We start from the raw sequence: 22,225 nt of genomic DNA on the forward strand, positions 1-22,225 counted from the left end.
TTTAGTAAATATTTGGGACAACATATCTATTTGTGGTAAATATTATTTTTTCGGAGTGGGCAGGGAAGTGAAAGCTCTTTTTATTTTGTGAGGTACGAACAAAATAAAATGTGCTTGAACGTGCAGCTGGCTTTTTTTTTGCTTATGGGTAACGTATAACAAATAAGATTCCGTTTTAAAGAATTTTATTCGAAGTTAAACCTATTTAGTTTTAAAAAAAATGAAAAAGTCAAGTTACTATCCAGTCTGCGGATTAGCTGCTGCAACTTCCATCGCTCTCCTATACCGTATGCTGTAATATTTTAAATTCAATCCTATTAATGACTTTCTTTTGCGTTTGAGACAAGCAAAACTTAATAAATGAAAAGGCTGTAATCTACACTTCGTTTTGGTTTTTTCGCTTTTCCAAAATATCAGAACTGACGTATATCAGGCTCACGTTTACGGTCGTGTGAGACGTGTATTTCCGTTGTTTTAATTGGAGTCGTCTATTCGATTGGCAATGGTTATTTGCATTCACATGCATATTCTCCATCTCCTTCTATTAACATCCAACTTTCATTTTCATTAAAATTTTCACTATCAATTGGCCAAGATGTTAGGTATATTACGCACTCTTTATCTTTTGGTATGCCAGACTTCCAATTATAATGTGCGACTTTTATTATGTCCTTAATATGGAAACCACTTGTATTCATTAAGATATCCATAACTTGTATTGTTGGATATAAATATTTGTTTCCGCTACCAAATTCAATTAGCTTTCCTTTTATAATAGCTTTAGATTTTGAATATTTTACTGAGTCTATTTTACTGTTATCTTGCACTGTCTTTTCTTGAAGCTGAGTTATTGCTACTTGATTATGCTTATCTTTTGATTTTACACAGCTAAAAAACACTAATATGACAAATAATGCAGATAAATATTTCATGATTTAATACTGTTTTGGAGCTTCTCTAAAAGACCAACCTCCACTTTTAAATGATTTTGTTTTTCCTTGACCCAATTTTATTAATCTGACATGTCCAGAAACTAAATTTTTAGGTTTTATCCTTTTCTTTTTTATCTGAATTCTATATATCTGTCCAATCCCATAAATTATAACCATAATTACTTGTGACAAAGTATCTTCATATTTTAGTCCTATGACTTCATATATCATAATTATTGCAGGCGTATAACAAATAAGATTCCGTTTTAATGAATTTTATTCGAAGTTAAACGAAGTTAGTTTAAAAAAATAACAAAGTCAAGTTACGATTTCGTTTCGCTAAACACTTGATTAATAGAAGGAACGATTGAGTTTTGCAAGGAGTTAAAAACTATCTATTGTTTCTGGGACATAATGCAAAAAGCCGAATTTCAAAACATATTGAAATTCGGCTTTAAATAGTATAATGCTAAAAGATTATCTTTTTACTTTTAAGTTTGGATACAAGGCGCTTATTTTGGTGTAAAACTCATCTCCAACGACTTTGTTTTTGGTTAAGGTTTTAGAATAGCTACTACCAAACATTGAAGAAACACCAGCATTAAAAGTTAATGTGTTATGAATGGCTATAGTGCTTACTTGACCATCTATATCAAAGGTGAAAAGATACTTGTCGCCAAGGACATTTTTTGTTTTAGTAGGCTCTAATGTAACAGTTGCATGACTTAAACGATCTGAATTAAAAATCAAATGTTCTTTTAAATCACCGTCTACATCTGTACTAAAATAATGCATTTTTCCTTCGCTTAAAGTCACAAAAGAAGGCGTTTCGACAGTTGTGTACTTTACGGTTCCTAATGTTAATGCCGATTTTAATAGATCTTTACCTACATCCTTCGCTTTGTCAATACCAGTGTAGGGTATAGACGCTGAGGTAAAGGCATCAATAGATGCATTTTTCATCCATTTTTTAATATAGGAATAGTCTTTATCTAAAAGTTCTTTTTGATACTGGTCAATATTTAGTTTTTCTTTATCAATATCTTCATTAGAGATATGGGTTTTGTTTTTTTTCATCATGTAAAACATCATAAAAATACCCAAAGAAAAAACAATTGCCGGGATTAAATAGGGACTCATGTTACACTTCTTTAGGTTCTACGTTATCTTCTTTTTTTCCCATGTAACTCCAGATAATTCCTGCAACAATTAAAAGAAAGACAGCTTTACCACCATATTTATTGTAAAAAGGAACTTTTAAAACATCTGCTTCAGTAATGTTATTTTCTTTTAAAATAGCTTCCATTTGGTCTGCAGGAACGTCATAATAAGTTTCTGATGTCACATTGTATAGCACAAGTTTTGGGTCTTTAGTAATCCATAAAGGTAAAATCCAAGCAATATTAAATTCTTCATGTAACGTTGCTAGATCAAGATATTCTTTACTGTTCTCACTAGTTTCATACATTTCGTTATCTGGTAATTCAGACACAACGGTAATCACTTCTTTTTTTCCAAATGGAATTTTTCCTTTTGCAAAAGAACTCGTAATACCAAAAATTAAGAATGTAAATAGAATTGCTGCTTTAATTTTTTTCATGTTTATGGTTTTTTATGGTTAGCTGTAAATATATGTGAAAAAAATTAATAGTGATATAAGCCGAATAAAAAAGTGGCGGATTACAATGATGGGCTTAGAATTAATTTGTTTTCCGTTTTTAACTAATGAATACTGTATTATAAGTCTGATGCGTGTCTTTAGTTTGTACTGCAATCTGAATAAATGGGTTGTTTTAAGTACAAAAAAAACACACAAGTCTTGTTTTATGCAAAAGCTTGTGTGTTTTGGTTTAAAATATAAGACTATGACGGCTAGATTATATTTTTTAAAAATTTAAGAATTGTAATATGGAGTACATCTTTTGGAATGATAGGTTTTGTATTAAGGTAATGGTGTACACTAAATTGATATTTAATGGGTAGACTAACGGTGGTTTTTTATAATCGTTTGCTGAAACGCTTGTAAACTCAGTCCCGCTTTTATAGGGTGTCCTAATGTGATTAATGTACGCTCTAAAGCGCCTAATACAGCTAGAAGGTCGTTAGAGGATACTGATCCCATATGTCCTATTCTAAAATAAGTTGCTTTTAGTTCCGGGAGTAGTCCTCCTGCGATTATAATAGCATTAGCACTCATTTGTGTACTTAAATCAGCCCCATTTGTGCCTTTTGGATAGTAAATAGCGGTTAAGGTATTGGCTGCTGTAGTATTTGTTTTAGGTAATATATCTAGGTCTAAAGCTGCTATTCCTGCTCTAAATGCTTTCGCTAAATTGTGATGACGTTGTATGCGCTGGTCTATGCCTTCAGCACAAATAATTTTGAGACTCACTTCTAGGGCTACAATTAAATTGACTGCTGGTGTGCCAAAATAGGACGGTTTTCGTGCTTCATAAGCCTTCATTATTGGTAACCAATTGCTGAAATCGGCATAGTAATTAGGGACAGGTGTTTCTCTGTTTTTCCAGACGTGCATCGCTTTTTCGGAAGCCATTAGAAGCGCCAGTCCTGGCGGTACACCAATAGCTTTTTGAGAAGCGGTTAATACAATGTCAAGACCCCATTCGTCTTGATGTATGGCTTCACCCGCGACTGAGCAAACCCCATCTAAAATACTTAACGTATTATATTTAGCAGCTAATTGTGCAATGGGTTTAGGATCTGTTAGTAAACCTGTCGAGGTATCTACATGTGTAATGGTTAATGCTTTGTATGGTTTGCTTTTAAGTTCTTTTTCAATCGTTTCAAGAGAGACCAATTCGCCTAAAGGCGCTTCTAATAAGGTTGTTTTTGCGCCATAGCGTTCTGCAATAGCTTTAAAACGAGTCCCAAAATAACCAGAAGAGATTATTAAAATAGAATCACCCTGTTCTATAAGGTTGGCAGCTGCCATATCCATAGCTAATGTCCCTGTTCCTGCGACAATAAATGGCTGTCCTTTTGGAGCTTTCCAAACATCGCGCATTAATTCCAAACTAGTTCCAAAAATGTCAATAAAATCTGGTGAGACATGACTGATGGTTGGTATGCTCATAGCGTGTAATACGTCTGGTTCAAATTCTATAGGACCAGGAATCATAAGTAGTTTTCTGCCTTTCATTACTTTATTATTTAATTAAATAGTGTTTGCTTATTAGTACACCATCTAAATCTACATAAATATAGTGTTTTGGTATAAAAATAGCGCCTCCAAATGTAATTGGGATAGTGCTATGTCCACTATTTTGTTTTATACTTTTTACTGGCGAAGTGTTTAAAGCTCTTATTCCGATGTCCATGGTGTTAATTAGGGCGCTATCGCGAATGCAACCATTAACCACAATGCCATTCCAATTATTCTGAATAGCCAAAGCTGCTAATTGATCCCCAATTAAAGCACATCGTAAGGAAGCACCACCATCAATGACAAGGACTTGTCCCGTTCCGTCGGATTCTAATTGTTTTCTGACTAGCGTATTATCTTCAAATACTTTCAGGGTTTTTATTTGTCCTGAAAATGCTGATTTGGATCCATAAGATTTAAAAATAGGAGCAACACAGGTAAGGTGTTCGTGGTGGTCATCCCACAGGTCTGCTGTTGTAAACATAGTATTAGCAATTGAGATGTAACATGACATTTTAATTAAAATAAGGCAACAAATATGTCTGTTGCCCTATTTTAAGACTGATAGCTTATTTGTCTAAAACCAGTTCTGGTTTTGTCGCATTTGTTTTGCTTTCAAATTGATTAGAGGTGTTATTTTCTCCACCTGCTTTTAAGGCTTTATCACCTGCGAAAAATGTTTTGTGATCATCTCCAAGATCAGAACCAGCCATTCTTTGATGTTTTACACAAGACACGCCTTTACGGATTTCTTGTCTTTGCACGCCTTTTACGTAAGCTAACATACCGTCTTCACCAAAGTAACCTTTGGTTAAATCGTTCATGTGTAATGCAGTGGTATGGTATGTTGGTAATGTAATCAGGTGGTGGAATATACCCGCGTCTCTAGCGCCATCTTTTTGGAATGTTTTAATGTTTTGGTCTGCACGCAAACATAATGGTGTGGCGTCATATTCCGCAGCCATTAAATTGTTTTTGTCATAGGCTGTTACGTCTTCTCCTTCAGCAAGCATAGCTTCATACGCTTGATTACGGAAATTTAAAGTCCAATTAAATGACGGCGAGTTATTGTATACCAATTTTGCATTGGGTACGACTGCTTTTACACGATTAACCATATGTGCAATTTGCTTTACATTAGGTGTTGGTGTTTCAATCCATAATAAGTCGGCGCCATTTTGTAAACTGGTGATACAATCTAAAACGACACGGTCTATATTAGAGCCTTCTTTAAATTTATATAATCCGTTAGCTAATCGTACTGGACGTACTAATTTACCATCTCTTTTTAGGAGTACATCATCTTCTTTGGCCTCTGTAATATCAATAGCTTCAGCTTCAACAAAAGCTAAATATTGAGAGGCTAAATCACCTGGTTCTTGACTTACAGGTAGTTTTTGGGTTAATCCTGCGCCTTCAGAGTCTGTTCTGGCTACAATAACTCCATCATCTACACCTAATTCTAAAAACGCATACCTAATGGCGTTTAATTTTGCAATAAAATCTTCGTGTGGTACCGTTACTTTACCATCTTGATGCCCACATTGTTTTGCGTCAGACACTTGATTTTCAATTTGAATAGCACAAGCGCCAGCTTCAATCATTTTTTTTGTTAGTAAATAGGTCGCTTCTTCATTACCAAAACCAGCATCAATATCAGCTATAATTGGTACGATATGTGTTTCGTAATTATCAATCAGATCTTGTACATCTTCTCCATTTTCTAGTCTTTTAAATAAGTCATTTAATTCTATAGCATCCGCTTGACGTAAAAAATCATAGATCTCTGCAATTAAATTCGGTACTGCCGTTTTTTCATGCATAGACTGATCTGGTAATGGTCCAAATTCTGAACGTAGGGCAGCAACCATCCATCCAGAAAGGTATAAATAACGTTTACTTGTTGTTTTGTGATGTTTTTTTACGGCAATCATCTTTTGTTGGGCCACAAACCCGTGCCAGCAGCCTAATGATTGTGTGTAGTTAGAATGGTCAGCATCATAAGCAGCCATATCTTCTCTCATAATACCAGCCGTATATTTAGCGATATCTAATCCTGTTTTAAAGCGATTTTGTGTGGCCATCCTCGCCGCACTTTCTGGACGTATGGCATTCCAGCTGTTACCATACTTTGCTTTTAGATTTTTAACAGTGTCTAAAGCCGAACTATAATTTGTTTGTGCTAAATTTTTCATAATTTTGTACTATGTTATTTATTATTAATAATTAGATCCTGTTGATTGTTACAGCAATCGCAGGATTTTTTTTATAGGTATTGGTAAGCGGGAAGCGTCAAAAATTCTTCAAAGGTTTCGTTGGTTACCAATTGGTCAAATAACGAGATCGCTAGTTTGAACTTTGTGTTTTTAATAGTGTCTTCACCGTATTCGGTAAGAATCTTTTCAACTTCATCATTAAATAGTACTTGATATAAGTTTAAATTAAACGGACGTCCATCTTCAAGAACGACTTCGTTTTTTAACCATTGCCAAACTTGTGTTCTAGAAATTTCGGCAGTAGCGGCATCTTCCATTAAATTATAAAGCGCGACAGCACCATAGCCTCTTAACCAAGCTTCGGTATATAGAATACCAACGTTTATATTTTTTCGTATGCCAGCTTCGGTAACCGTTCCTTTAGGGATTTCAACTAAATCTTGCTCGGTTATAGTGACATCATCACGTGTGACTTGTAACTGGTTTGGCGTTGGCATGTGCTTATCGAATTCGCTCATGGCAACAGCAACCAAAGCAGGATGAGCCACCCAAGTGCCATCGTGTCCGTTTTTAACTTCACGTTCTTTATCTTTTCTAACTTTTTCTAGTGCCGCTATATTAGCATATTCGTCATTTTTAATAGGTATTTGTGCGGCCATTCCTCCAATAGCTAATATGCCTCTTTTGTGACACCGTTGAATTACTAATTTAGAATAGGCATCCATAAAAGGAGAAGTCATAGTGACTTGATCACGATTAGGGACAACAAAATTGGGGTGGTTTCTAAATTTTTTAATGTAGGAGAAAATATAGTCCCATCGGCCACAGTTTAAGCCAACAATATGGTCTTTAAGTTCAAAAATTATTTCGTCAAGCTGAAAACTCGCAGTAATTGTTTCTACCAAAACGGTGGCTTTAAACGTACCATGTGGTACTTTTAAATACTCTTCAGCAAAAGTAAAGACAGTATCCCACCAACGGGCTTCTAAATAATGTTCTAATTTTGGAAGATAAAAGTAAGGTGCGGTATTGTTTTCTAATAATATTTTCGTGTTATGAAATACGTATAACCCAAAATCGACTAAACTCCCAGAAACTTCTTCATTGTTAATGGTAATATGTCTTTCGTTTAAATGTAGTCCTCTTGGTCTCACTAATAAAACAGCAGTATCCGGATTTAGTGTATAAGATTTATTTCTTTTGGTATCCGTTAACGAGATTGTTTTAGTGTTAGCATCCATTAGGTTTTGTTGCCCTGAAATGACATTATCCCAAGTCGGTGCATTACTATCCTCCAAATCTGCCATAAATGTTTTTGCACCAGAATTTAAAGCATTGATAATCATTTTTCTGTCCACTGGTCCTGTGATTTCTACACGGCGATCTTGTAAATCATGAGGGATATTACCAGCTGTCCAATCGGTGTCTCTAATCGCTTTTGTTTCTCTAGGAAACTCTGGGAATTGTCCACTATCAAAAAGCTGTTGTTGATTGGTACGTCTTTTTAATAATTCTAAGCGTTCAGGATTACATTTTTCATGAAGCGCAGATAGAAAAGCAAGCGCATCATCCGTTAAAATTTCTGGATAGTAATTAGTGACGTCTTTTGAGAATGTAATCTGAGGGGTTTTTAAAAGCGTGTTTTCCATGATGTTATGATTTTATATGACAATAGTATAACAAAGTTTTTAATAAAACAAGCGAACGTTCGCTAAATATTGTTTTTCGCTAAAATTGAATATTCGCAGAAAAGCGTATATTTGCTATTATGCAAGAAGATTATATAAAATTGATATTCGGCTTAAAGCTAAAGCAGATAAGGACTGATAAAAAATTATCATTGTTTGGATTGTCTAAACTTTCGGGGTTATCTAAGTCGTATTTAAACGAAATAGAAAACGGGAAAAAATATCCAAAACCTGATAAAATTGCTATTCTTTCAGAGAAATTAGATGTACCATACGATCAAATGGTGTCTTTAAAATTGGATAAAAATTTAGCGCCTATTGGTGACTTGTTGCAGTCTAAGATTTTAAAAGAAATTCCTTTAGAGTTATTTGGAATAAAAGAGAGTAATTTGATTGATATTGTGGCTAATGCGCCAGCTAAAGTCAATGCCTTTATTAGTACCATTATTAAAATTGCAAAACATTATAATTTTAGTAAAGAGAGTTTTTATTTGGCTTCTGTACGTTCTTTTCAGGAGGCCAATAATAATTACTTTGAAGATTTAGAGGATAGCGTATTAAAGTTTGCAAAAGCGTATCAAATTGATTTAAATGAAACGATAACGTCTGCAGATTTAGAAGAGATACTCGTGGAAGAATATGGGTATACTATTGCGTGTAATGAATTAAGTCAGTATGAAGCTTTGGGTAATTTAAGAACGCTTTTTGTGCCTAAAACGAAAACATTATTGCTTGCTAATGAAATTGATGAAGCCCAACGTACGTTTATTTACGCTAAAGAATTGGCTTATAATTTTTTGGAAATAGAAGAACGTTTATATACTTTTCCTTGGATTAAGTTTGAGACGTTTGATCAAGTCTTAAATAATTTTTATGCGTCTTATTTTGCAGGTGCTTTAATTATACCGAGTGCTAAAATCAAAGCACAATTGAGTGTTATTTTTGAAAAGGACACCTTTGATACAGCTTTGTTTTTAGAAGCCATCCATAGTTTTAATGCGTCTCCGGAATCGTTTTATCAACGTCTGACTAATATTTTGCCAAAGGCCTTTAATATTCAGAATTTGTTTTTTTTAAGATTTACGCACAAAGCTAAAAGTGATCGCTTTTATTTGAAAAAAGAATTGCATTTATCACACCAACAATCGCCTCATGCTAATGAGACTAACGAGCATTATTGCAGACGCTGGGTGTCTTTACAAAAACTAAAAGATATTAGTAAAGGTAAAAGTGAACACGAATTTGATATTCAGATTTCTAACTATCCAGATGATGGTTTTAAGTATTTGGTGTTCTCTTCTGCAACTAAAGATCCGTTTAGGGATAATCATTATAGAAGTATAACGGTTGGTTTATTAATTAATAAGCAGTTACAGCGTAAACTTAATTTTTTAAATGATCCAAAAATTATAACTCATAACGTTGGGGTGACTTGCGAGCGTTGTGCGATAAAAGATTGCAAAGTTAGAGTCGTACCTGCTGTGTTTTTAGAAAAGAAAGCAAAAAACGTAAAAATGGAATCTATTGTGTCAGAGTTAAGTAGTAAGTTTTCATAAGCTTTAAAGTGTTACAAATAATAGGGTAGTGGTCGCTTTTACTTATACCAACACACCATAAACATGTCTAGACGCTAAAGATTTTCCGAAGTAAAAAGCAGCTATGGCCAATACAGCATCACTTGCCGCAAACCATACTGTTTTTGGTAGCATAACTATGGTGCCTATTGTGGCTAAAACCAGTAATCCACCAACAATGTAAGCGGGAATCATGCTGGTTTTAGAAATCATACCAGCGACTAACATACCAGCTATAATACCAGAAAAATGTGCTAGAATAACAAATAGTTTTGCGCCTATTGGTATCAAGTGCAGATTTGCTTTTATCGAGGATAGGTCATTTGGATCTATATGTTCTGGTAAAGGAAAAAAGGCATGACCTAAAAGCGTTTCTATGATGTAAACGACAGTAGCTGCAACTATAAATCCAACAATGGTGGCAATTGTATTTTTAAGCATAATATTAAGTGTTAGTACTCAATAAAGGAGTTGGTTAGTCATTCAATTTACAAAATAAAATTAACTAGGTCATTGCTGTAATAGATCAGCAACTTATTCAATTTCTATTACAGTCGTGTTGTTACAAAAAAAATCTCGATACTAATTAGTATCGAGATTTTGATATAAGATTGTTCTACAAAAGTAGGTGTTAAATTAGTCGTTAACGATGACCCATTCTCCTTTTGAAATTAAAGGCTCAGCTTGTTTATACTTAACCGTTTTGTTTTCTCCAGTAATAATGTGTTTGATCGTTACTTTATCATTACGACCAATTTTTGGTTGGTCTCTAACGATAGTCTCTACAACTTGTTGTTGAGGTTGTGTGTTAGATGCTGCTCTATTTTGTGCAGAACGTTCATCTAAGTTTTGAATTTCCTCTTTTTGTGTTTGTAAGTTATCCTTTTGACGTACTTCTTTAGCCTCACTAATGGCGTTAGTCGTTTCAGTAGGTAATTCTCCTTTAAATAAGAAAGAGATAACCTCTTTGTTAACCTGATCAATCATTGCTTTAAATAACTCAAAAGCTTCAAATTTGTAGATTAATAGCGGGTCTTTTTGTTCGTGAACGGCTAATTGTACAGATTGCTTAAGTTCGTCCATTTTACGTAAATGGGTTTTCCAAGCATCATCAATAATCGCTAGTGATATATTTTTCTCAAAGTCTGTTACTAGTTGTTTTCCTTTAGTTTGGTATGCTTTTTCTAAGTCAGTGACTACTTGAATATTTTTTACACCATCCGTAAAAGGAACAACAATACGTTTGTATTGGTCACGTTGGTTTTCGTATACATTTTGAATAACCGGGAATGCAATTTCTGCATTACGTTCCATTTTTTCTTTGTAATGCTCAAAACCTGCTTTGTAGATGGTTTGTGCAATATCTAAAGCTGACATTTTATTAAATTGAGCTTCAGTAATTGGAGACGACATAGAGAAGAATCTAATTAATTCAAACTCGAAATTTTTAAAGTCACTAGCGCCTTTGTTAGATTCTGCAATACCTTCTGAAGTATCATAAATCATGTTGGCTAAATCTACACGGAGACGTTCTCCAAATAAAGCATTGTAACGACGTTTGTAAACAACTTCACGTTGTGAGTTCATCACATCATCATATTCTAATAAACGTTTACGTACTCCAAATTGATTTTCTTCAACTTTTTTCTGAGCACGTTCAATAGATTTAGAAATCATAGAATGCTGAATCACTTCACCTTCTTCTAATCCCATGCGGTCCATCATCTTCGCGATACGCTCCGATCCAAATAGACGCATTAAGTTGTCTTCTAAAGAGACGTAAAACTGAGAGCTTCCTGGATCTCCTTGACGACCAGCACGACCTCTCAACTGACGGTCTACACGACGTGAATCATGACGTTCTGTACCAATAATTGCTAAACCACCTGCGGCTTTAACCTCTTCAGATAATTTAATATCCGTACCACGACCAGCCATGTTTGTTGCAATAGTTACTTGACCTGGCTTACCAGCTTGATCAACTATTTCTGCTTCTTTTTTATGTTGCTTGGCATTTAATACGTTGTGTGGTACTTTACGTTGTGCTAAAATTTTACCTAATAATTCAGAGATATCTACAGACGTTGTTCCAATTAATACTGGACGTCCTTGTTGTGATAGTTTTGTAACTTCATCGACAACTGCATTATATTTTTCACGTTTAGTTTTGTAAACTAAATCTTGTCTGTCATCTCTAGCAATTGGTCTGTTAGTCGGAATTTCTACGACATCTAATTTATAGATTTCCCAGAATTCTCCCGCTTCCGTTACTGCTGTACCTGTCATACCAGACAGTTTTTTGTACATTCTAAAGTAATTTTGAAGCGTTACCGTTGCAAAAGTTTGCGTAGCATCTTCAATTTTTACATTTTCTTTAGCTTCTATGGCTTGGTGTAATCCGTCACTATAACGACGACCATCCATAATACGACCCGTTTGCTCGTCTACAATCATTACTTTATTCTCCATGACCACATATTGTGTGTCTTTTTCAAATAAAGCATAGGCTTTAAGTAATTGGTTAAGCGTGTGAATACGTTCTGACTTGATTCCGAAATCTCTAAATAAATCTTCTTTAGCTTCAGCTTCGGCTTCAGTAGATAAGTTTTTAGCTTCGATTTTAGCTATTTCGATACCAATTTCTGGCATGACGAAAAAGTCAGGATTATCTGCTCCAGAGATGTATTCAACCCCTTTATCCGTTAATTCAATTTGATTATTTTTTTCTTCAATAACATAGTACAAATCAGCATCAACCTTTGGCATCTCGCGATTGTTATCTTGTATGAAATAGTTTTCTGTTTTTTGAAGAATTTGTTTTACACCGTCTTCACTTAAAAACTTAATTAAAGCTTTGTTTTTAGGAATACCTCTGTAAACTTGTAATAATTTAAATCCACCTTCCTTACTATCGCCTTCCGCAATTAATTTTTTAGCTTCAACTAAAACCTGAGTTAAGTACTTACGTTGGATACTAACAATATCGTCTACTTTTGGTTTAAGCGCTGTAAATTCGTGCTCGTCACCTTTTGGGATTGGACCAGAAATAATTAATGGGGTACGGGCATCATCAATTAATACAGAATCGACCTCATCTACAATGGCGTAGTGGTGCGGGCGTTGTACTAAATCTCCAGTAGCATGTGCCATATTATCACGGAGGTAATCAAAACCAAATTCGTTATTGGTACCGTAAGTAATATCAGAGTTGTATGCTTTACGACGCGCATCACTATTAGGTTGATGATAATCGATACAGTCAATACTTAATCCGTGAAAGTTAAATATTGGCGCCATCCAAGCACTATCACGTTTTGCTAAGTAGTCGTTTACTGTTACTAAGTGCACACCTTTACCGGCTAGTGCATTTAAATAGACAGGAAGCGTTGCTACTAATGTTTTTCCTTCTCCTGTATGCATCTCTGCAATTTTACCTTGGTGCATTGCAACACCACCAATAAGTTGTACATCATAGTGCACCATGTCCCAAGTAATAGCTTTACCTGCAGCATCCCAAGAGTTAGACCACGTGGCTTTGTCACCTTCTAAAGTTACAAAATCTTTATCTCCAGAAAGACTTCTATCAAACTCGTTAGCACTTACTGTTATGGTTGTATTGTCTTTAAAACGTCTCGCTGTTTCTTTAACAACAGCAAAAGCTTCTGGTAAAATAGTGTTTAATGTTGCCTCTGTAGCAGTATAAGAGTCTTCTTTAATTTTATCAATAGCTTGATAGATATCTTCACGTTTGTCAATATCTTCAGTCGTTTCAGCTTCAGCTTGAAGGCTTTCGATTTTAGAGTTAAATGGTTGACGTGCTTCCGCTATGATAGCTTTAAACTCGGCTGTTTTAGCTCTTAATTGGTCATGTGACAAGGCTATCATAGCCTGTTCAAAGGTTTTAATTTTGTCTACTATAGGTGTGATGGCTTTAACGTCTTGTTTAGACTTGTCGCCAACAAATACTTTTAGTACGGAATTTAAAAAACTCATAGTTTTATTTTTTATTTAATATGAAATACTCTGCAGTGCAAAGGCTATCAATACTTTATGTGTTGTGCTCTTTTGAAAAAGGGCTTAAATATACGTTTTTAGCGGCATTCGGCTAAATTTTAAAGCACAAAAAAAGTCTCTAATTGAGACTTTTTTTGATACTATTTGTGTGTTATTAATATTCGTCCTCATTCCAGAGGTAATCTTCGTCAGTTGGATAATCCGGCCAAATTTCTTCGATAGAGTCGTACGAATCACCTTCGTCTTCTATGGATTGTAAGTTTTCTACAACTTCTAAAGGAGCACCTGTTCTAATGGCGTAATCAATAAGCTCATCTTTAGTTGCTGGCCAAGGTGCATCACTCAAATAAGATGCTAATTCTAGTGTCCAATACATTTCTTAATAGGGTTTAATTTTTGCAAAAGTAAATTTTTTGTTCTAATAGTCAAGAGAAAAGTGAATTATTTTTTCATTAAAAAAAAGAACGTCTTCAAAACGGGAACTACTTGATACTAAAGTGTTTTGCAGTATTAGTAATCACAGCGCTTTATAAAAGTGATTACGTTTTCTCCGGAATCCATTTTACTTCGTCTGCTTGTAAGTCATGAGACAATTTTCGTGCCAAGACAAAAAGGTAGTCAGAAAGCCTGTTTAAATATTTTAAGGTATTGGCTTCAAAAGGCTCTAAATCGTTAAGCGCTGAAGCTAAGCGTTCTGCGCGTCGACATACCGTTCTGGTAATGTGACAAAATGACACCGTTTGATGTCCGCCTGGTAGCACAAAGTGTGTCATGGGCGGTAAATCAAGGTTCATGGCATCCATTTCGCGTTCTAGTAAGGCAATGTCTTCGTCAGAAATTTTATTAATATTTAAGCGCTCTTTTCCATTTTTTAGAACGGCTTTTTCTGGATCTGTTGCTAATACTGCACCAACAGTAAATAATTTATCTTGAATAATAATTAAGATGTCTTTATATAATTGGTGGATGTCCTGATCTCTTATTAAGCCAATGTACGAGTTTAGCTCGTCAACGGTTCCGTAACTGTCAATACGAATATGGTGCTTTGGTACACGTGTGCCTCCAAATAAAGCAGTGGTACCTTTATCTCCTGTTTTAGTGTATATTTTCATACTTTCAAAGTTAAAAATTATAGATTAACAAGGTGGCGTTTTTTTATGAATTTATTTCAAAATAATTTGATGATGAGCTTTACAATTAATAGGATAAAAAAGAATGAACCTGGAATAAATATAGCTTCTGTTTTTAAGAATTTTTTGACGTTGAATTCTGGGTTTTTACATTTTGCTCTTATAATAATACTTGTAACTAACAATAAATAAATGATACAAGCTATAATTATTAACCAATCTGATGCTTTCATTTGGTTTGTTTTGATTATTGTATAAAGTTATTACAATCTAATTGTAAAATGCTCTTTAGCTTGTTCCTGTCTAAAAAATACAAACCCAAATTTATAAGTGTCAATAGTTACGGTCACTTTTGGGTGCTGTTTTATGATGTTCCAAGCTGCTGTCATGTCTTTTGACCAATAGATATCGTCAAAGATAAACAGAGTGTCATTAGTGATTGTTGGAAGTAAGGTTTCAAAATACTGTAGGGTTGCTTCTTTTTGATGATTCCCATCAAAGTAAACTAAGTCATAGTGGTTAGTTTTTAATCTATTAATGGCCTCACTAAAATCATTGGTTACAACGTCTATGTACTTTAAATCGAATGTTTTAAAGGTATTTTGGGCTGCTGCCGAAATATTTGGACAACCTTCAATAGTGGTAAGTGCTGCTTTAGGTCGGCCTAATGCTAATGCTTGTGCGGCAATACCTAAAGAGGTGCCTAGTTCTAAAATAGAATCACACTGCAAGTAATGCGTCAGTCTATATAACAGCTTAGCGTCATTGTAGTTGGATCCGGCTACTGAAGCCATTTTAGAAATGGACCTTTTGGTGGTTTTAAATACTTGACTCCCTGAGCCTAAATCAGTAACTTCAAGGGAAGCTGTATTGCTTAATAAGTGTTGTCTGTAGGTTTTTATCTCTTGGTAAGCGGGGTACTTTTTTTTATCATAAAAACACTTGGTCACCAAATCATAAACAAAAGGGGAGTGCACGCCATGCTGATTGGTGGAGCGTTTTAGGAAATTAAAGTAGGATTGTATTTGGTAGGTCTTGGTCATTTGATAGCTGTTTGCTATTGATTTTCTTTTTTTAAGATCAAATATTTGTTCTTGAAAGTCTTTTAAGGTGCTGTTTAAATCTGTATAACAGAAAGGGGCTTTTGTTGGGTAACTATTAATTATAGTAGTTGCTTTATGATTCTTTAGATTGATGTAATGCTTTGATAGTCTTTTTTAATTCAGCATTTTCTTTTTTTAAATCTATAATTCTTTCTTTTTGTAATTCGATCGTATAATCTAATTGATTAATATCTACTTCTGGTATTTCATTAGATACACCTCTAAATAACCAATTAGCATCCAAATCTTTAAATTCATTCAATATTTTGTATACTTTATCTGTGCCGAAAACTCTTCCATTTTTAATGTTGCTAATTTGACTTCCTGAAAAACCTAATTTTCTGGCCGTATCGTTTACGCCTAATCCTTTGTTTTTTAGGTACTTATAAAATCGCAATCCTACTTCGTTAAATTCAGGCATTAAAAGGCTATAGTTTTAACATTAATCATGGCATTCAATATAATGTATAACGAGACAAAATATTGTATGTTTGTGCAAAAAAAAGAATATTTGACCATTTTAGCAAAGCAAATATTACATTAATTTACAAATATAAAATATAAAACACAAAAATTATGTCTGATTTTTTAAGTCAATTTGGGAACGAATTAAAGGAAAATATTTCTGGCTACATTGCAGTGACAGTAACAGAAATTAAAAGCGGTATTTCTTACTTTTCAGATTCGATATCTTCAGATTTTGATCCTGAGCTTGCGGCTGCTTATAATCTTGAAGTTATCAAAGCTAAGCTTAAAGCGATTGAGGTTTTAAATTTAAATCAAAAGATAGATGATATATTAATTACTATAACTGGTCAGATTCATATTGTTGATATCTCAGAGGACAGTAAGTACTTTATTTATTTAGCGGTTGATTCAACAAAATCTAATTTAGGTATGACTAAATCATTACTTAATAAGTACAAGAATGGACTATCTGGTAAACTTTAGTTTTTCTTTGGTTACCACATAAAAAAAAGCGCAATACATGTATTGCGCTTTTTTTTATGATTGGACTTTAATATTAATTCTCTAATTTCTCCGTTAATTCTAGCCAACGCATTTCTTTTTCTTCAATCGAATCTATTATTTTTTGAATTTTGGCAGACAGGTCTTTGATTTGATCTTGTGTTAAATCAGGATTTAGAAATTTTTGTTCTATCTCTTTTTTGTCAAACTCTAAGGCTTTTATTTTGCTTTCTAAATTCTTATATTCTTTTTGTTCGTTGTATGATAAAGTGACCTTATTGCTGTCTTTTTTCCAGTCTTTCTTTTCTTTTTTATCATCACCGTTTGTGTCGCTTTCTGGCGCTTTACTGTCTTCGTAACTACGATAATCAGAGTAGTTACCTGGAAAGTTTTCAACTTGACCTTCACCTTTAAAAACGAGTAGGTGATCCACAATTTTATCCATAAAGTAACGGTCGTGAGACACGACTATCAAACAACCAGGGAAATCTAATAAGAAAGATTCTAATACATTAAGCGTAACAATATCTAGATCGTTGGTCGGCTCATCCAGAATTAAAAAGTTAGGGTTTTGTATTAAGATTGTACATAAATACAAACGCTTACGTTCTCCACCACTTAGTTTTTCGACAAAATCATACTGTTTTTTTCTATCAAATAAAAAGCGCTCCAATAATTGCTGAGCACTAATTTGACGCCCTTTTTTTAACGGAATATAATCTCCAAAATCTCTAACAACATCAATAACTTTTTGGTTTGGCTTTGGTGTAATACCAGCTTGGGTATAATATCCAAACTTAACCGTTTCTCCAATTAAAATTTTACCACTATCAGGAGGTGTGCTTTGGGTTAACATGTTTAGAAAGGTCGATTTTCCCGTTCCGTTTTTACCGATGATCCCCACACGTTCACCACGTTGAAAGTTGTAATCAAAGGTATCTAATATGATTTTGTCCTTAAATGATTTAGATAACTTGACTAACTCGACAATTTTGCTTCCTAGGCGTTCCATATTAAGCTCAAGCTCTATAACGTGATCATTCCTACGTTGTGAGGCTTTATGTTTAATTTCGGTAAAATCGTCAATTCTAGATTTAGACTTTGTAGTACGTGCTTTAGGTTGACGACGCATCCAAACCAATTCCTTTTTAAAGAGTTGTTTTGCTTTTCCTGTTTCGACTTGTTCTCTGTTTATACGCTCTTCTTTCTTTTCTAGGTAGTAAGAGTAATTTCCTTTGTAATTATATAATTCGCCATGATCTAACTCTATAATTTCGTTACACACGCGCTCTAGAAAGAAACGGTCGTGAGTCACCATAAATAAAGTGATGTTTTCTTTGGCAAAAAACGCTTCTAACCATTCGATCATTTCTAAATCAAGGTGGTTAGTCGGTTCATCTAAAATTAATAAATCCGGTTTGTTAATTAACGCATTAGCTAAACTTAGACGTTTTTTTTGTCCTCCAGATAAGACGCTTACTTTTTGATTTAAGTCGTCTAATTTTAATTTAGAAAGTATTTGCTTGTATTGCGTTTCAAAATCCCAAGCATTATTTCTATCCATTTGTTCAAATGCTTTTTGGTAGGCATCTTCATCTTCAGGGTTTAATAGTGCTTTTTCATAATTTTTTATGACATCTAAAATAGGATTGTCAGAATTAAAAATAGATTCCTCGATAGTCAAGGTTGGATCTAGTTTAGGATCTTGAGGTAAAAAAGCGACTTTTATATCTTTTCTGTAAATAATATTTCCGGTATCTGGCGCATCAAAACCAGCTAACATATTCAGAATAGAGGTTTTTCCGGTTCCGTTTTTTGCAACAAATGCAATTTTTTGGTCTTTATGCACACTAAAAGAAAGGCCTTCAAATAATGTTAATTCGCCATAAGATTTAGCGATATTTTCTACTGTTAGATAATTCAATGGATATTTTTTTTACAAAGATGGTTATTATTAAGTGAAATGTAGAAAGTGAAAAGTAAAAAGTTGTTATTTAGAGTAGTAAAAATAAAAGCAATGTCGTTAAGAAGCGATTTGGGTTTGAGATCCTACGTTTATATACCAAAAACACCGATAAATGTTTTGATTTGCATGACGAAAGGTTATATTTGTGAATTAACAAACGCCTAAAAATGAAGCAAATTGTTGTGTGTATTGTCGTTGTACTTGGTCTGTTAAGTACGTCTTGTATTACTCAAAAAGATGTGGTTTATCTTCAAGATAAAGGCACTGTGGTTAACGATTCTCTACAAATACAAGCTTTAGTGTCTCCGTATCGCGTTCAGGTTAATGATTTATTAAGTGTCAACGTTAAAGCAGAGAAAAAAGAAATTAACGACCTAGTTCAAATATTTAATCCGACAAGTGGTGATGTTGGGACGACTCAAGAGGAATTATATTATACGGGCTTTACGGTCGATTTACATGGTAATATCGAGTTTCCTATTCTTGGAGAAATTAATGTATTAGGATTTACAACGGACGAAATAGAATCTAAAGTAAAGGAGGTCATCCTTCAAAAATATTTAAAGGAGACCGCAAAAATATATGTGACGGTTAAGTTATCGGGCTTAAAGTATACCACTTTGGGAGAAATTGATACAAAGGGAACAACAGTGTTGTATCAAGATCGTGTTAATATTTTAGAAGCTATAGCAAATGCAGGAGATATTTTAGATACTGGAGATCGTAAAGATGTGCTAATTGTAAGACAGTATCCTAATGGTCAAAAAATTCATCATATAGATTTAACCGATATTGCAGCGATGCAATCGGAGTTTTACTACATCCAACCCAACGATTTAATTATGGTTAAACCTTTAAAGCGTAAGTCTATTGGGGCGGGACAAACAGCAGCACAAACATTGACGACCATAGCTAGTATTTTTTCAGTATTGATTAGTACTTACTTTTTAGCACGTAACCTTTAAAAAATGGAAGAGCAATTAGATATTGATGGCATTCAGGTTTTTGATTTTAAGGCCTTTGTTTTTAGAACGATAAGTTACTGGAAATGGTTTATTTTAGCGCTTTTGATAGGTTTTTATGTTGTGTATCAGCAGAATATAAGACGAGAGTTTCCATACACTCTAGATGCTTCACTTACAGTGCAAGACGATAAAAACCCATTATTTACCTCTAATACTAGTTTAGTCTTTAATTATGGCGGAATTTCCGGTAAAGTACAAGAAGTCTTACTTAATTTAAAATCTAGAAAGCACCACGAAAAAGTAGTCGATAGTTTAGATTTATATTTATCTTATTATAAACAAGGACGTTTTTATAAAACAGATAGTTATGGCGCTACCCCTTTTAAATTTGTGGGATTAGATAGCGCATATCAAGTGATAGGTCATCCTCTAAAAATCGTGTTTTTAGACCAAAGTTCTTTTGAGTTGTCTTATGATTTAGGAGATGCACAAAATATAACCACGCAAAACTTCAATAATAAGGCGCTAAAAACGATGGCAATTAGTGCACCTACTTATGCTAAAACATATAAATTTAATGAGTATATTGAGTTGCCTTTTTTTAAAGGAAGTGTGATAAAAAATGATAATATGACTGTTGCTAAAGGGCAAGAGTTTTTTATACAGTATACTAATTTTAATGCTACGGTGTCCTCTTTTGTTAATAACTACGCCGTTACTAATCAACCAGGTTCACCATTACTAGTCACGCGTTTAACCAATAAAAATAAAGCTAAAATTGTCGATTATATAAATACTTCTGTTTTTATACTAGAACGCGATCAATTACAGCGTAAAAATCAATATGCGATTAATACGGTGGCCTTTATTGATAAGCAATTAGCAAGAGTTAAGGGGCAAGTTAATCGAAAAGCGGATTCGTTAAATAATTTTAAGCGTAGTAATAAAATATTTAATTTAGAGAGTGAAAGTGATTTGCTGTCGACTAAAATTGAAGACTACAATAATCAGAAGGAAGCCTTGAGTCAATCATTGTTATCCTATGATTTATTGAAAAATTATTTAATGACTAGCCAAGATTTTACTAGTTTTCCTGCGCCAGCGTTGCAAGGGATTGATGATCCTAATATAACAGCAGGAATTTCAAAAATTGTTAATTTATCCATACAAAAATCTACTTTAGAATCTTCTGTTAGGGATAATGTATCTGTTTTTGGAGATTTAAATAATCAAATAGCGTCACTTAAAAATGTGATGTTAGAGAATATTGCCTCTGTAAAAACCAATCTTGGTTATCAATTACAATCTGTAAATTCTAAAATTTATAGTACGGAAAGTCAGTTTTCTACCTTGCCAGAAAATCAGCAGAAACTAGAAGCGATTGAACGTGAGTATTTATTAAGTCAAAGTACTTATAATTTATATTTGGCAAAACGTGGGGAAGCAGATTTAATTAAGGCTTCTAATATTTCTGATATAATTTTAATAGAGCCAGCAAAAGATATTGGGCAAGGTCGTAATGCGGTAAACCTTAATATTAGATATATATTTGCTGTTATAGCTGCTTTATTACCTATACTATTACTCTCTTTTATTATTACTTTTTTCGATAATAAAGTACACACACCAAGTGATTTAGATAAACTAGCCAAAATACCATTATTAGGTGTGGTTGGTAAAAACGATACAGAAAATAATCTAGCTGTTTTTAACAAACCTAAGTCGGCAGTAGCAGAAGCCTTTAGAGCGGTTAGATCTAGTTTGCAATTTATATATAAAAAACACGAATTAGAAGGGACTAAAACGGTTATGGTGACGTCTTCAGTTAGTGGAGAAGGTAAAACATTTTGCTCTATTAATATTGCTTCTGTGTTCGCTTTAAGCGGAAAAAAAACAGTATTGGTAGGACTAGATTTGCGTAAACCAAAAATATTTGGGGATTTTGATATTGACAACACTATAGGAGCTGTTAATTATTTAATAGGCCAGAAACCGTTACAAGACGTTGTTCAAAAAACGAAGGTGGCGCATTTAGATGTGATTACCTCGGGACCAATTCCTCCAAACCCCTCGGAGTTATTAATTGGTAAGCAAATGGATCAATTTATAGACGAGCTAAAAGCAAATTACGATTATATTGTATTAGATACGCCTCCTGTTGGTTTAGTAGCCGATGCTTTGGAGTTAATTGAATATGCCGATGCGTCTTTATATGTGGTTAGACAGGATTATACTAAAAAAGAAATGCTGTCTTTAATTAATGACAAGCATAAAAAAGGAGAGGTTAAAAATATAAGCTTCCTATATAATTTTTATGACCAAAAAGGAAAATATGGTTATGGCTACGGGTATGGTTACGGATATGGTTATGGCGCCTATGGGAATGGGTATCATGAAAATGAAGTTAAAAAGCAATCCGTATTTAATCGTATTAAATCAATTTTTATAAAATAAAAGAGTATTCATAATATTTAAAATAAACCTTTGAAACCTTTAATTAAAAAT

Annotated in this window: 19 protein-coding genes; 4 read left to right on the top strand and 15 right to left on the bottom strand. The window is 33.8% G+C overall.

Annotated elements, in window-relative coordinates:
• Positions 1–506 precede the first annotated feature (506 nt).
• The 8 genes from H0I26_RS08515 to aceB all read right to left on the bottom strand — a co-directional run bounded on the left by H0I26_RS08515 (position 507) and on the right by aceB (position 7,960).
• A complete protein-coding gene (locus tag H0I26_RS08515; RefSeq protein ID WP_218701840.1) occupies positions 507–932 on the bottom strand; it encodes a hypothetical protein in 426 nt (141 codons plus the stop codon).
• A 3-nt stretch (positions 933–935) separates the two neighbouring features.
• Positions 936–1,163 (bottom strand): hypothetical protein, encoded by a 228-nt coding sequence (locus H0I26_RS08520; protein WP_218701841.1) that lies wholly within the window; start codon positions 1,161–1,163, stop codon positions 936–938.
• A gap of 246 nt (positions 1,164–1,409) precedes the next feature.
• Positions 1,410–2,072, bottom strand: a complete 663-nt coding sequence (locus H0I26_RS08525; protein WP_218701842.1) for a hypothetical protein — start codon at positions 2,070–2,072, stop codon at positions 1,410–1,412.
• Position 2,073: 1 nt separating this feature from the next.
• A complete protein-coding gene (locus H0I26_RS08530) occupies positions 2,074–2,532 on the bottom strand; it encodes a hypothetical protein (RefSeq protein WP_218701843.1) in 459 nt (152 codons plus the stop codon).
• Between the two features lie 384 nt (positions 2,533–2,916).
• Entirely contained in the window at positions 2,917–4,092 is a 1,176-nt protein-coding gene (locus tag H0I26_RS08535) for a pyridoxal-phosphate-dependent aminotransferase family protein (protein ID WP_218701844.1), read from the bottom strand.
• Between the two features lie 7 nt (positions 4,093–4,099).
• Positions 4,100–4,579, bottom strand: coding sequence for a ribonuclease E activity regulator RraA (gene rraA / locus H0I26_RS08540; protein WP_218701845.1), 480 nt, complete (start codon positions 4,577–4,579; stop codon positions 4,100–4,102).
• 85 nt (positions 4,580–4,664) lie between these two features.
• On the bottom strand, positions 4,665–6,290 hold the full coding sequence (locus H0I26_RS08545) for an isocitrate lyase (RefSeq protein ID WP_218701846.1): 1,626 nt from the start codon (positions 6,288–6,290) through the stop codon (positions 4,665–4,667).
• A 71-nt stretch (positions 6,291–6,361) separates the two neighbouring features.
• Positions 6,362–7,960, bottom strand: a complete 1,599-nt coding sequence (gene aceB, locus H0I26_RS08550; RefSeq protein ID WP_218701847.1) for a malate synthase A — start codon at positions 7,958–7,960, stop codon at positions 6,362–6,364.
• 119 nt (positions 7,961–8,079) lie between these two features.
• Here aceB and H0I26_RS08555 point away from each other — a divergent pair, with 119 nt between their 5' ends.
• A complete protein-coding gene (locus H0I26_RS08555; RefSeq protein WP_218701848.1) occupies positions 8,080–9,555 on the top strand; it encodes a helix-turn-helix domain-containing protein in 1,476 nt (491 codons plus the stop codon).
• Positions 9,556–9,597: 42 nt separating this feature from the next.
• Here H0I26_RS08555 and H0I26_RS08560 read toward each other — a convergent pair whose 3' ends face one another.
• From H0I26_RS08560 to H0I26_RS08585, 6 genes are all read right to left on the bottom strand, one after another.
• The gene (locus H0I26_RS08560; RefSeq protein WP_218701849.1) at positions 9,598–10,014 is read right to left on the bottom strand and encodes a hypothetical protein; all 417 of its coding nucleotides are present in this window, start codon (positions 10,012–10,014) and stop codon (positions 9,598–9,600) included.
• 195 nt (positions 10,015–10,209) lie between these two features.
• Positions 10,210–13,566 (bottom strand): preprotein translocase subunit SecA, encoded by a 3,357-nt coding sequence (secA, locus tag H0I26_RS08565; protein WP_218701850.1) that lies wholly within the window; start codon positions 13,564–13,566, stop codon positions 10,210–10,212.
• Between the two features lie 175 nt (positions 13,567–13,741).
• Positions 13,742–13,963 (bottom strand): DUF2795 domain-containing protein, encoded by a 222-nt coding sequence (locus H0I26_RS08570; protein ID WP_006989959.1) that lies wholly within the window; start codon positions 13,961–13,963, stop codon positions 13,742–13,744.
• 163 nt (positions 13,964–14,126) lie between these two features.
• Positions 14,127–14,699, bottom strand: coding sequence for a cob(I)yrinic acid a,c-diamide adenosyltransferase (locus H0I26_RS08575; protein ID WP_101017914.1), 573 nt, complete (start codon positions 14,697–14,699; stop codon positions 14,127–14,129).
• Between the two features lie 281 nt (positions 14,700–14,980).
• Complete coding sequence (locus H0I26_RS08580) at positions 14,981–15,760, bottom strand: O-methyltransferase (RefSeq protein WP_218701851.1); 780 nt, start codon at positions 15,758–15,760, stop codon at positions 14,981–14,983.
• Positions 15,761–15,893: 133 nt separating this feature from the next.
• Complete coding sequence (locus H0I26_RS08585) at positions 15,894–16,241, bottom strand: helix-turn-helix transcriptional regulator (RefSeq protein ID WP_218701852.1); 348 nt, start codon at positions 16,239–16,241, stop codon at positions 15,894–15,896.
• Between the two features lie 155 nt (positions 16,242–16,396).
• On the opposite strand from H0I26_RS08585, the gene H0I26_RS08590 reads away from it, so the two are divergent.
• On the top strand, positions 16,397–16,771 hold the full coding sequence (locus H0I26_RS08590) for a hypothetical protein (protein WP_218701853.1): 375 nt from the start codon (positions 16,397–16,399) through the stop codon (positions 16,769–16,771).
• A gap of 73 nt (positions 16,772–16,844) precedes the next feature.
• Here the strand turns inward: H0I26_RS08590 and H0I26_RS08595 are convergent, their stop codons facing one another.
• A complete protein-coding gene (locus H0I26_RS08595) occupies positions 16,845–18,713 on the bottom strand; it encodes an ABC-F family ATP-binding cassette domain-containing protein (RefSeq protein WP_101017919.1) in 1,869 nt (622 codons plus the stop codon).
• 209 nt (positions 18,714–18,922) lie between these two features.
• On the opposite strand from H0I26_RS08595, the gene H0I26_RS08600 reads away from it, so the two are divergent.
• Together H0I26_RS08600 and H0I26_RS08605 are read left to right on the top strand one after the other, a co-directional pair.
• Complete coding sequence (locus H0I26_RS08600) at positions 18,923–19,720, top strand: polysaccharide biosynthesis/export family protein (RefSeq protein WP_218701854.1); 798 nt, start codon at positions 18,923–18,925, stop codon at positions 19,718–19,720.
• Positions 19,721–19,723: 3 nt separating this feature from the next.
• On the top strand, positions 19,724–22,174 hold the full coding sequence (locus H0I26_RS08605; protein WP_218701855.1) for an exopolysaccharide transport family protein: 2,451 nt from the start codon (positions 19,724–19,726) through the stop codon (positions 22,172–22,174).
• The last annotated feature ends 51 nt before the right edge of the window (positions 22,175–22,225 follow it).

The organism is Olleya sp. HaHaR_3_96, assembly GCF_019278545.1.
GTDB lineage: Bacteria > Bacteroidota > Bacteroidia > Flavobacteriales > Flavobacteriaceae > Olleya.

Excerpts from the sequence above, each read along its gene's own strand:
- H0I26_RS08515 (WP_218701840.1), bottom strand. The coding sequence starts at position 932 with ATGAAATATTTATCTGCATTATTTGTCATATTAGTGTTTTTTAGCTGT.
- H0I26_RS08520 (WP_218701841.1), bottom strand. The coding sequence starts at position 1,163 with ATGATATATGAAGTCATAGGACTAAAATATGAAGATACTTTGTCACAA.
- H0I26_RS08525 (WP_218701842.1), bottom strand. The coding sequence starts at position 2,072 with ATGAGTCCCTATTTAATCCCGGCAATTGTTTTTTCTTTGGGTATTTTT.
- H0I26_RS08530 (WP_218701843.1), bottom strand. The coding sequence starts at position 2,532 with ATGAAAAAAATTAAAGCAGCAATTCTATTTACATTCTTAATTTTTGGT.
- H0I26_RS08535 (WP_218701844.1), bottom strand. The coding sequence starts at position 4,092 with ATGAAAGGCAGAAAACTACTTATGATTCCTGGTCCTATAGAATTTGAA.
- rraA (WP_218701845.1), bottom strand. The coding sequence starts at position 4,579 with ATGTTTACAACAGCAGACCTGTGGGATGACCACCACGAACACCTTACC.
- H0I26_RS08545 (WP_218701846.1), bottom strand. The coding sequence starts at position 6,290 with ATGAAAAATTTAGCACAAACAAATTATAGTTCGGCTTTAGACACTGTT.
- aceB (WP_218701847.1), bottom strand. The coding sequence starts at position 7,960 with ATGGAAAACACGCTTTTAAAAACCCCTCAGATTACATTCTCAAAAGAC.
- H0I26_RS08555 (WP_218701848.1), top strand. The coding sequence starts at position 8,080 with ATGCAAGAAGATTATATAAAATTGATATTCGGCTTAAAGCTAAAGCAG.
- H0I26_RS08560 (WP_218701849.1), bottom strand. The coding sequence starts at position 10,014 with ATGCTTAAAAATACAATTGCCACCATTGTTGGATTTATAGTTGCAGCT.
- secA (WP_218701850.1), bottom strand. The coding sequence starts at position 13,566 with ATGAGTTTTTTAAATTCCGTACTAAAAGTATTTGTTGGCGACAAGTCT.
- H0I26_RS08570 (WP_006989959.1), bottom strand. The coding sequence starts at position 13,963 with ATGTATTGGACACTAGAATTAGCATCTTATTTGAGTGATGCACCTTGG.
- H0I26_RS08575 (WP_101017914.1), bottom strand. The coding sequence starts at position 14,699 with ATGAAAATATACACTAAAACAGGAGATAAAGGTACCACTGCTTTATTT.
- H0I26_RS08580 (WP_218701851.1), bottom strand. The coding sequence starts at position 15,760 with ATGACCAAGACCTACCAAATACAATCCTACTTTAATTTCCTAAAACGC.
- H0I26_RS08585 (WP_218701852.1), bottom strand. The coding sequence starts at position 16,241 with ATGCCTGAATTTAACGAAGTAGGATTGCGATTTTATAAGTACCTAAAA.
- H0I26_RS08590 (WP_218701853.1), top strand. The coding sequence starts at position 16,397 with ATGTCTGATTTTTTAAGTCAATTTGGGAACGAATTAAAGGAAAATATT.
- H0I26_RS08600 (WP_218701854.1), top strand. The coding sequence starts at position 18,923 with ATGAAGCAAATTGTTGTGTGTATTGTCGTTGTACTTGGTCTGTTAAGT.
- H0I26_RS08605 (WP_218701855.1), top strand. The coding sequence starts at position 19,724 with ATGGAAGAGCAATTAGATATTGATGGCATTCAGGTTTTTGATTTTAAG.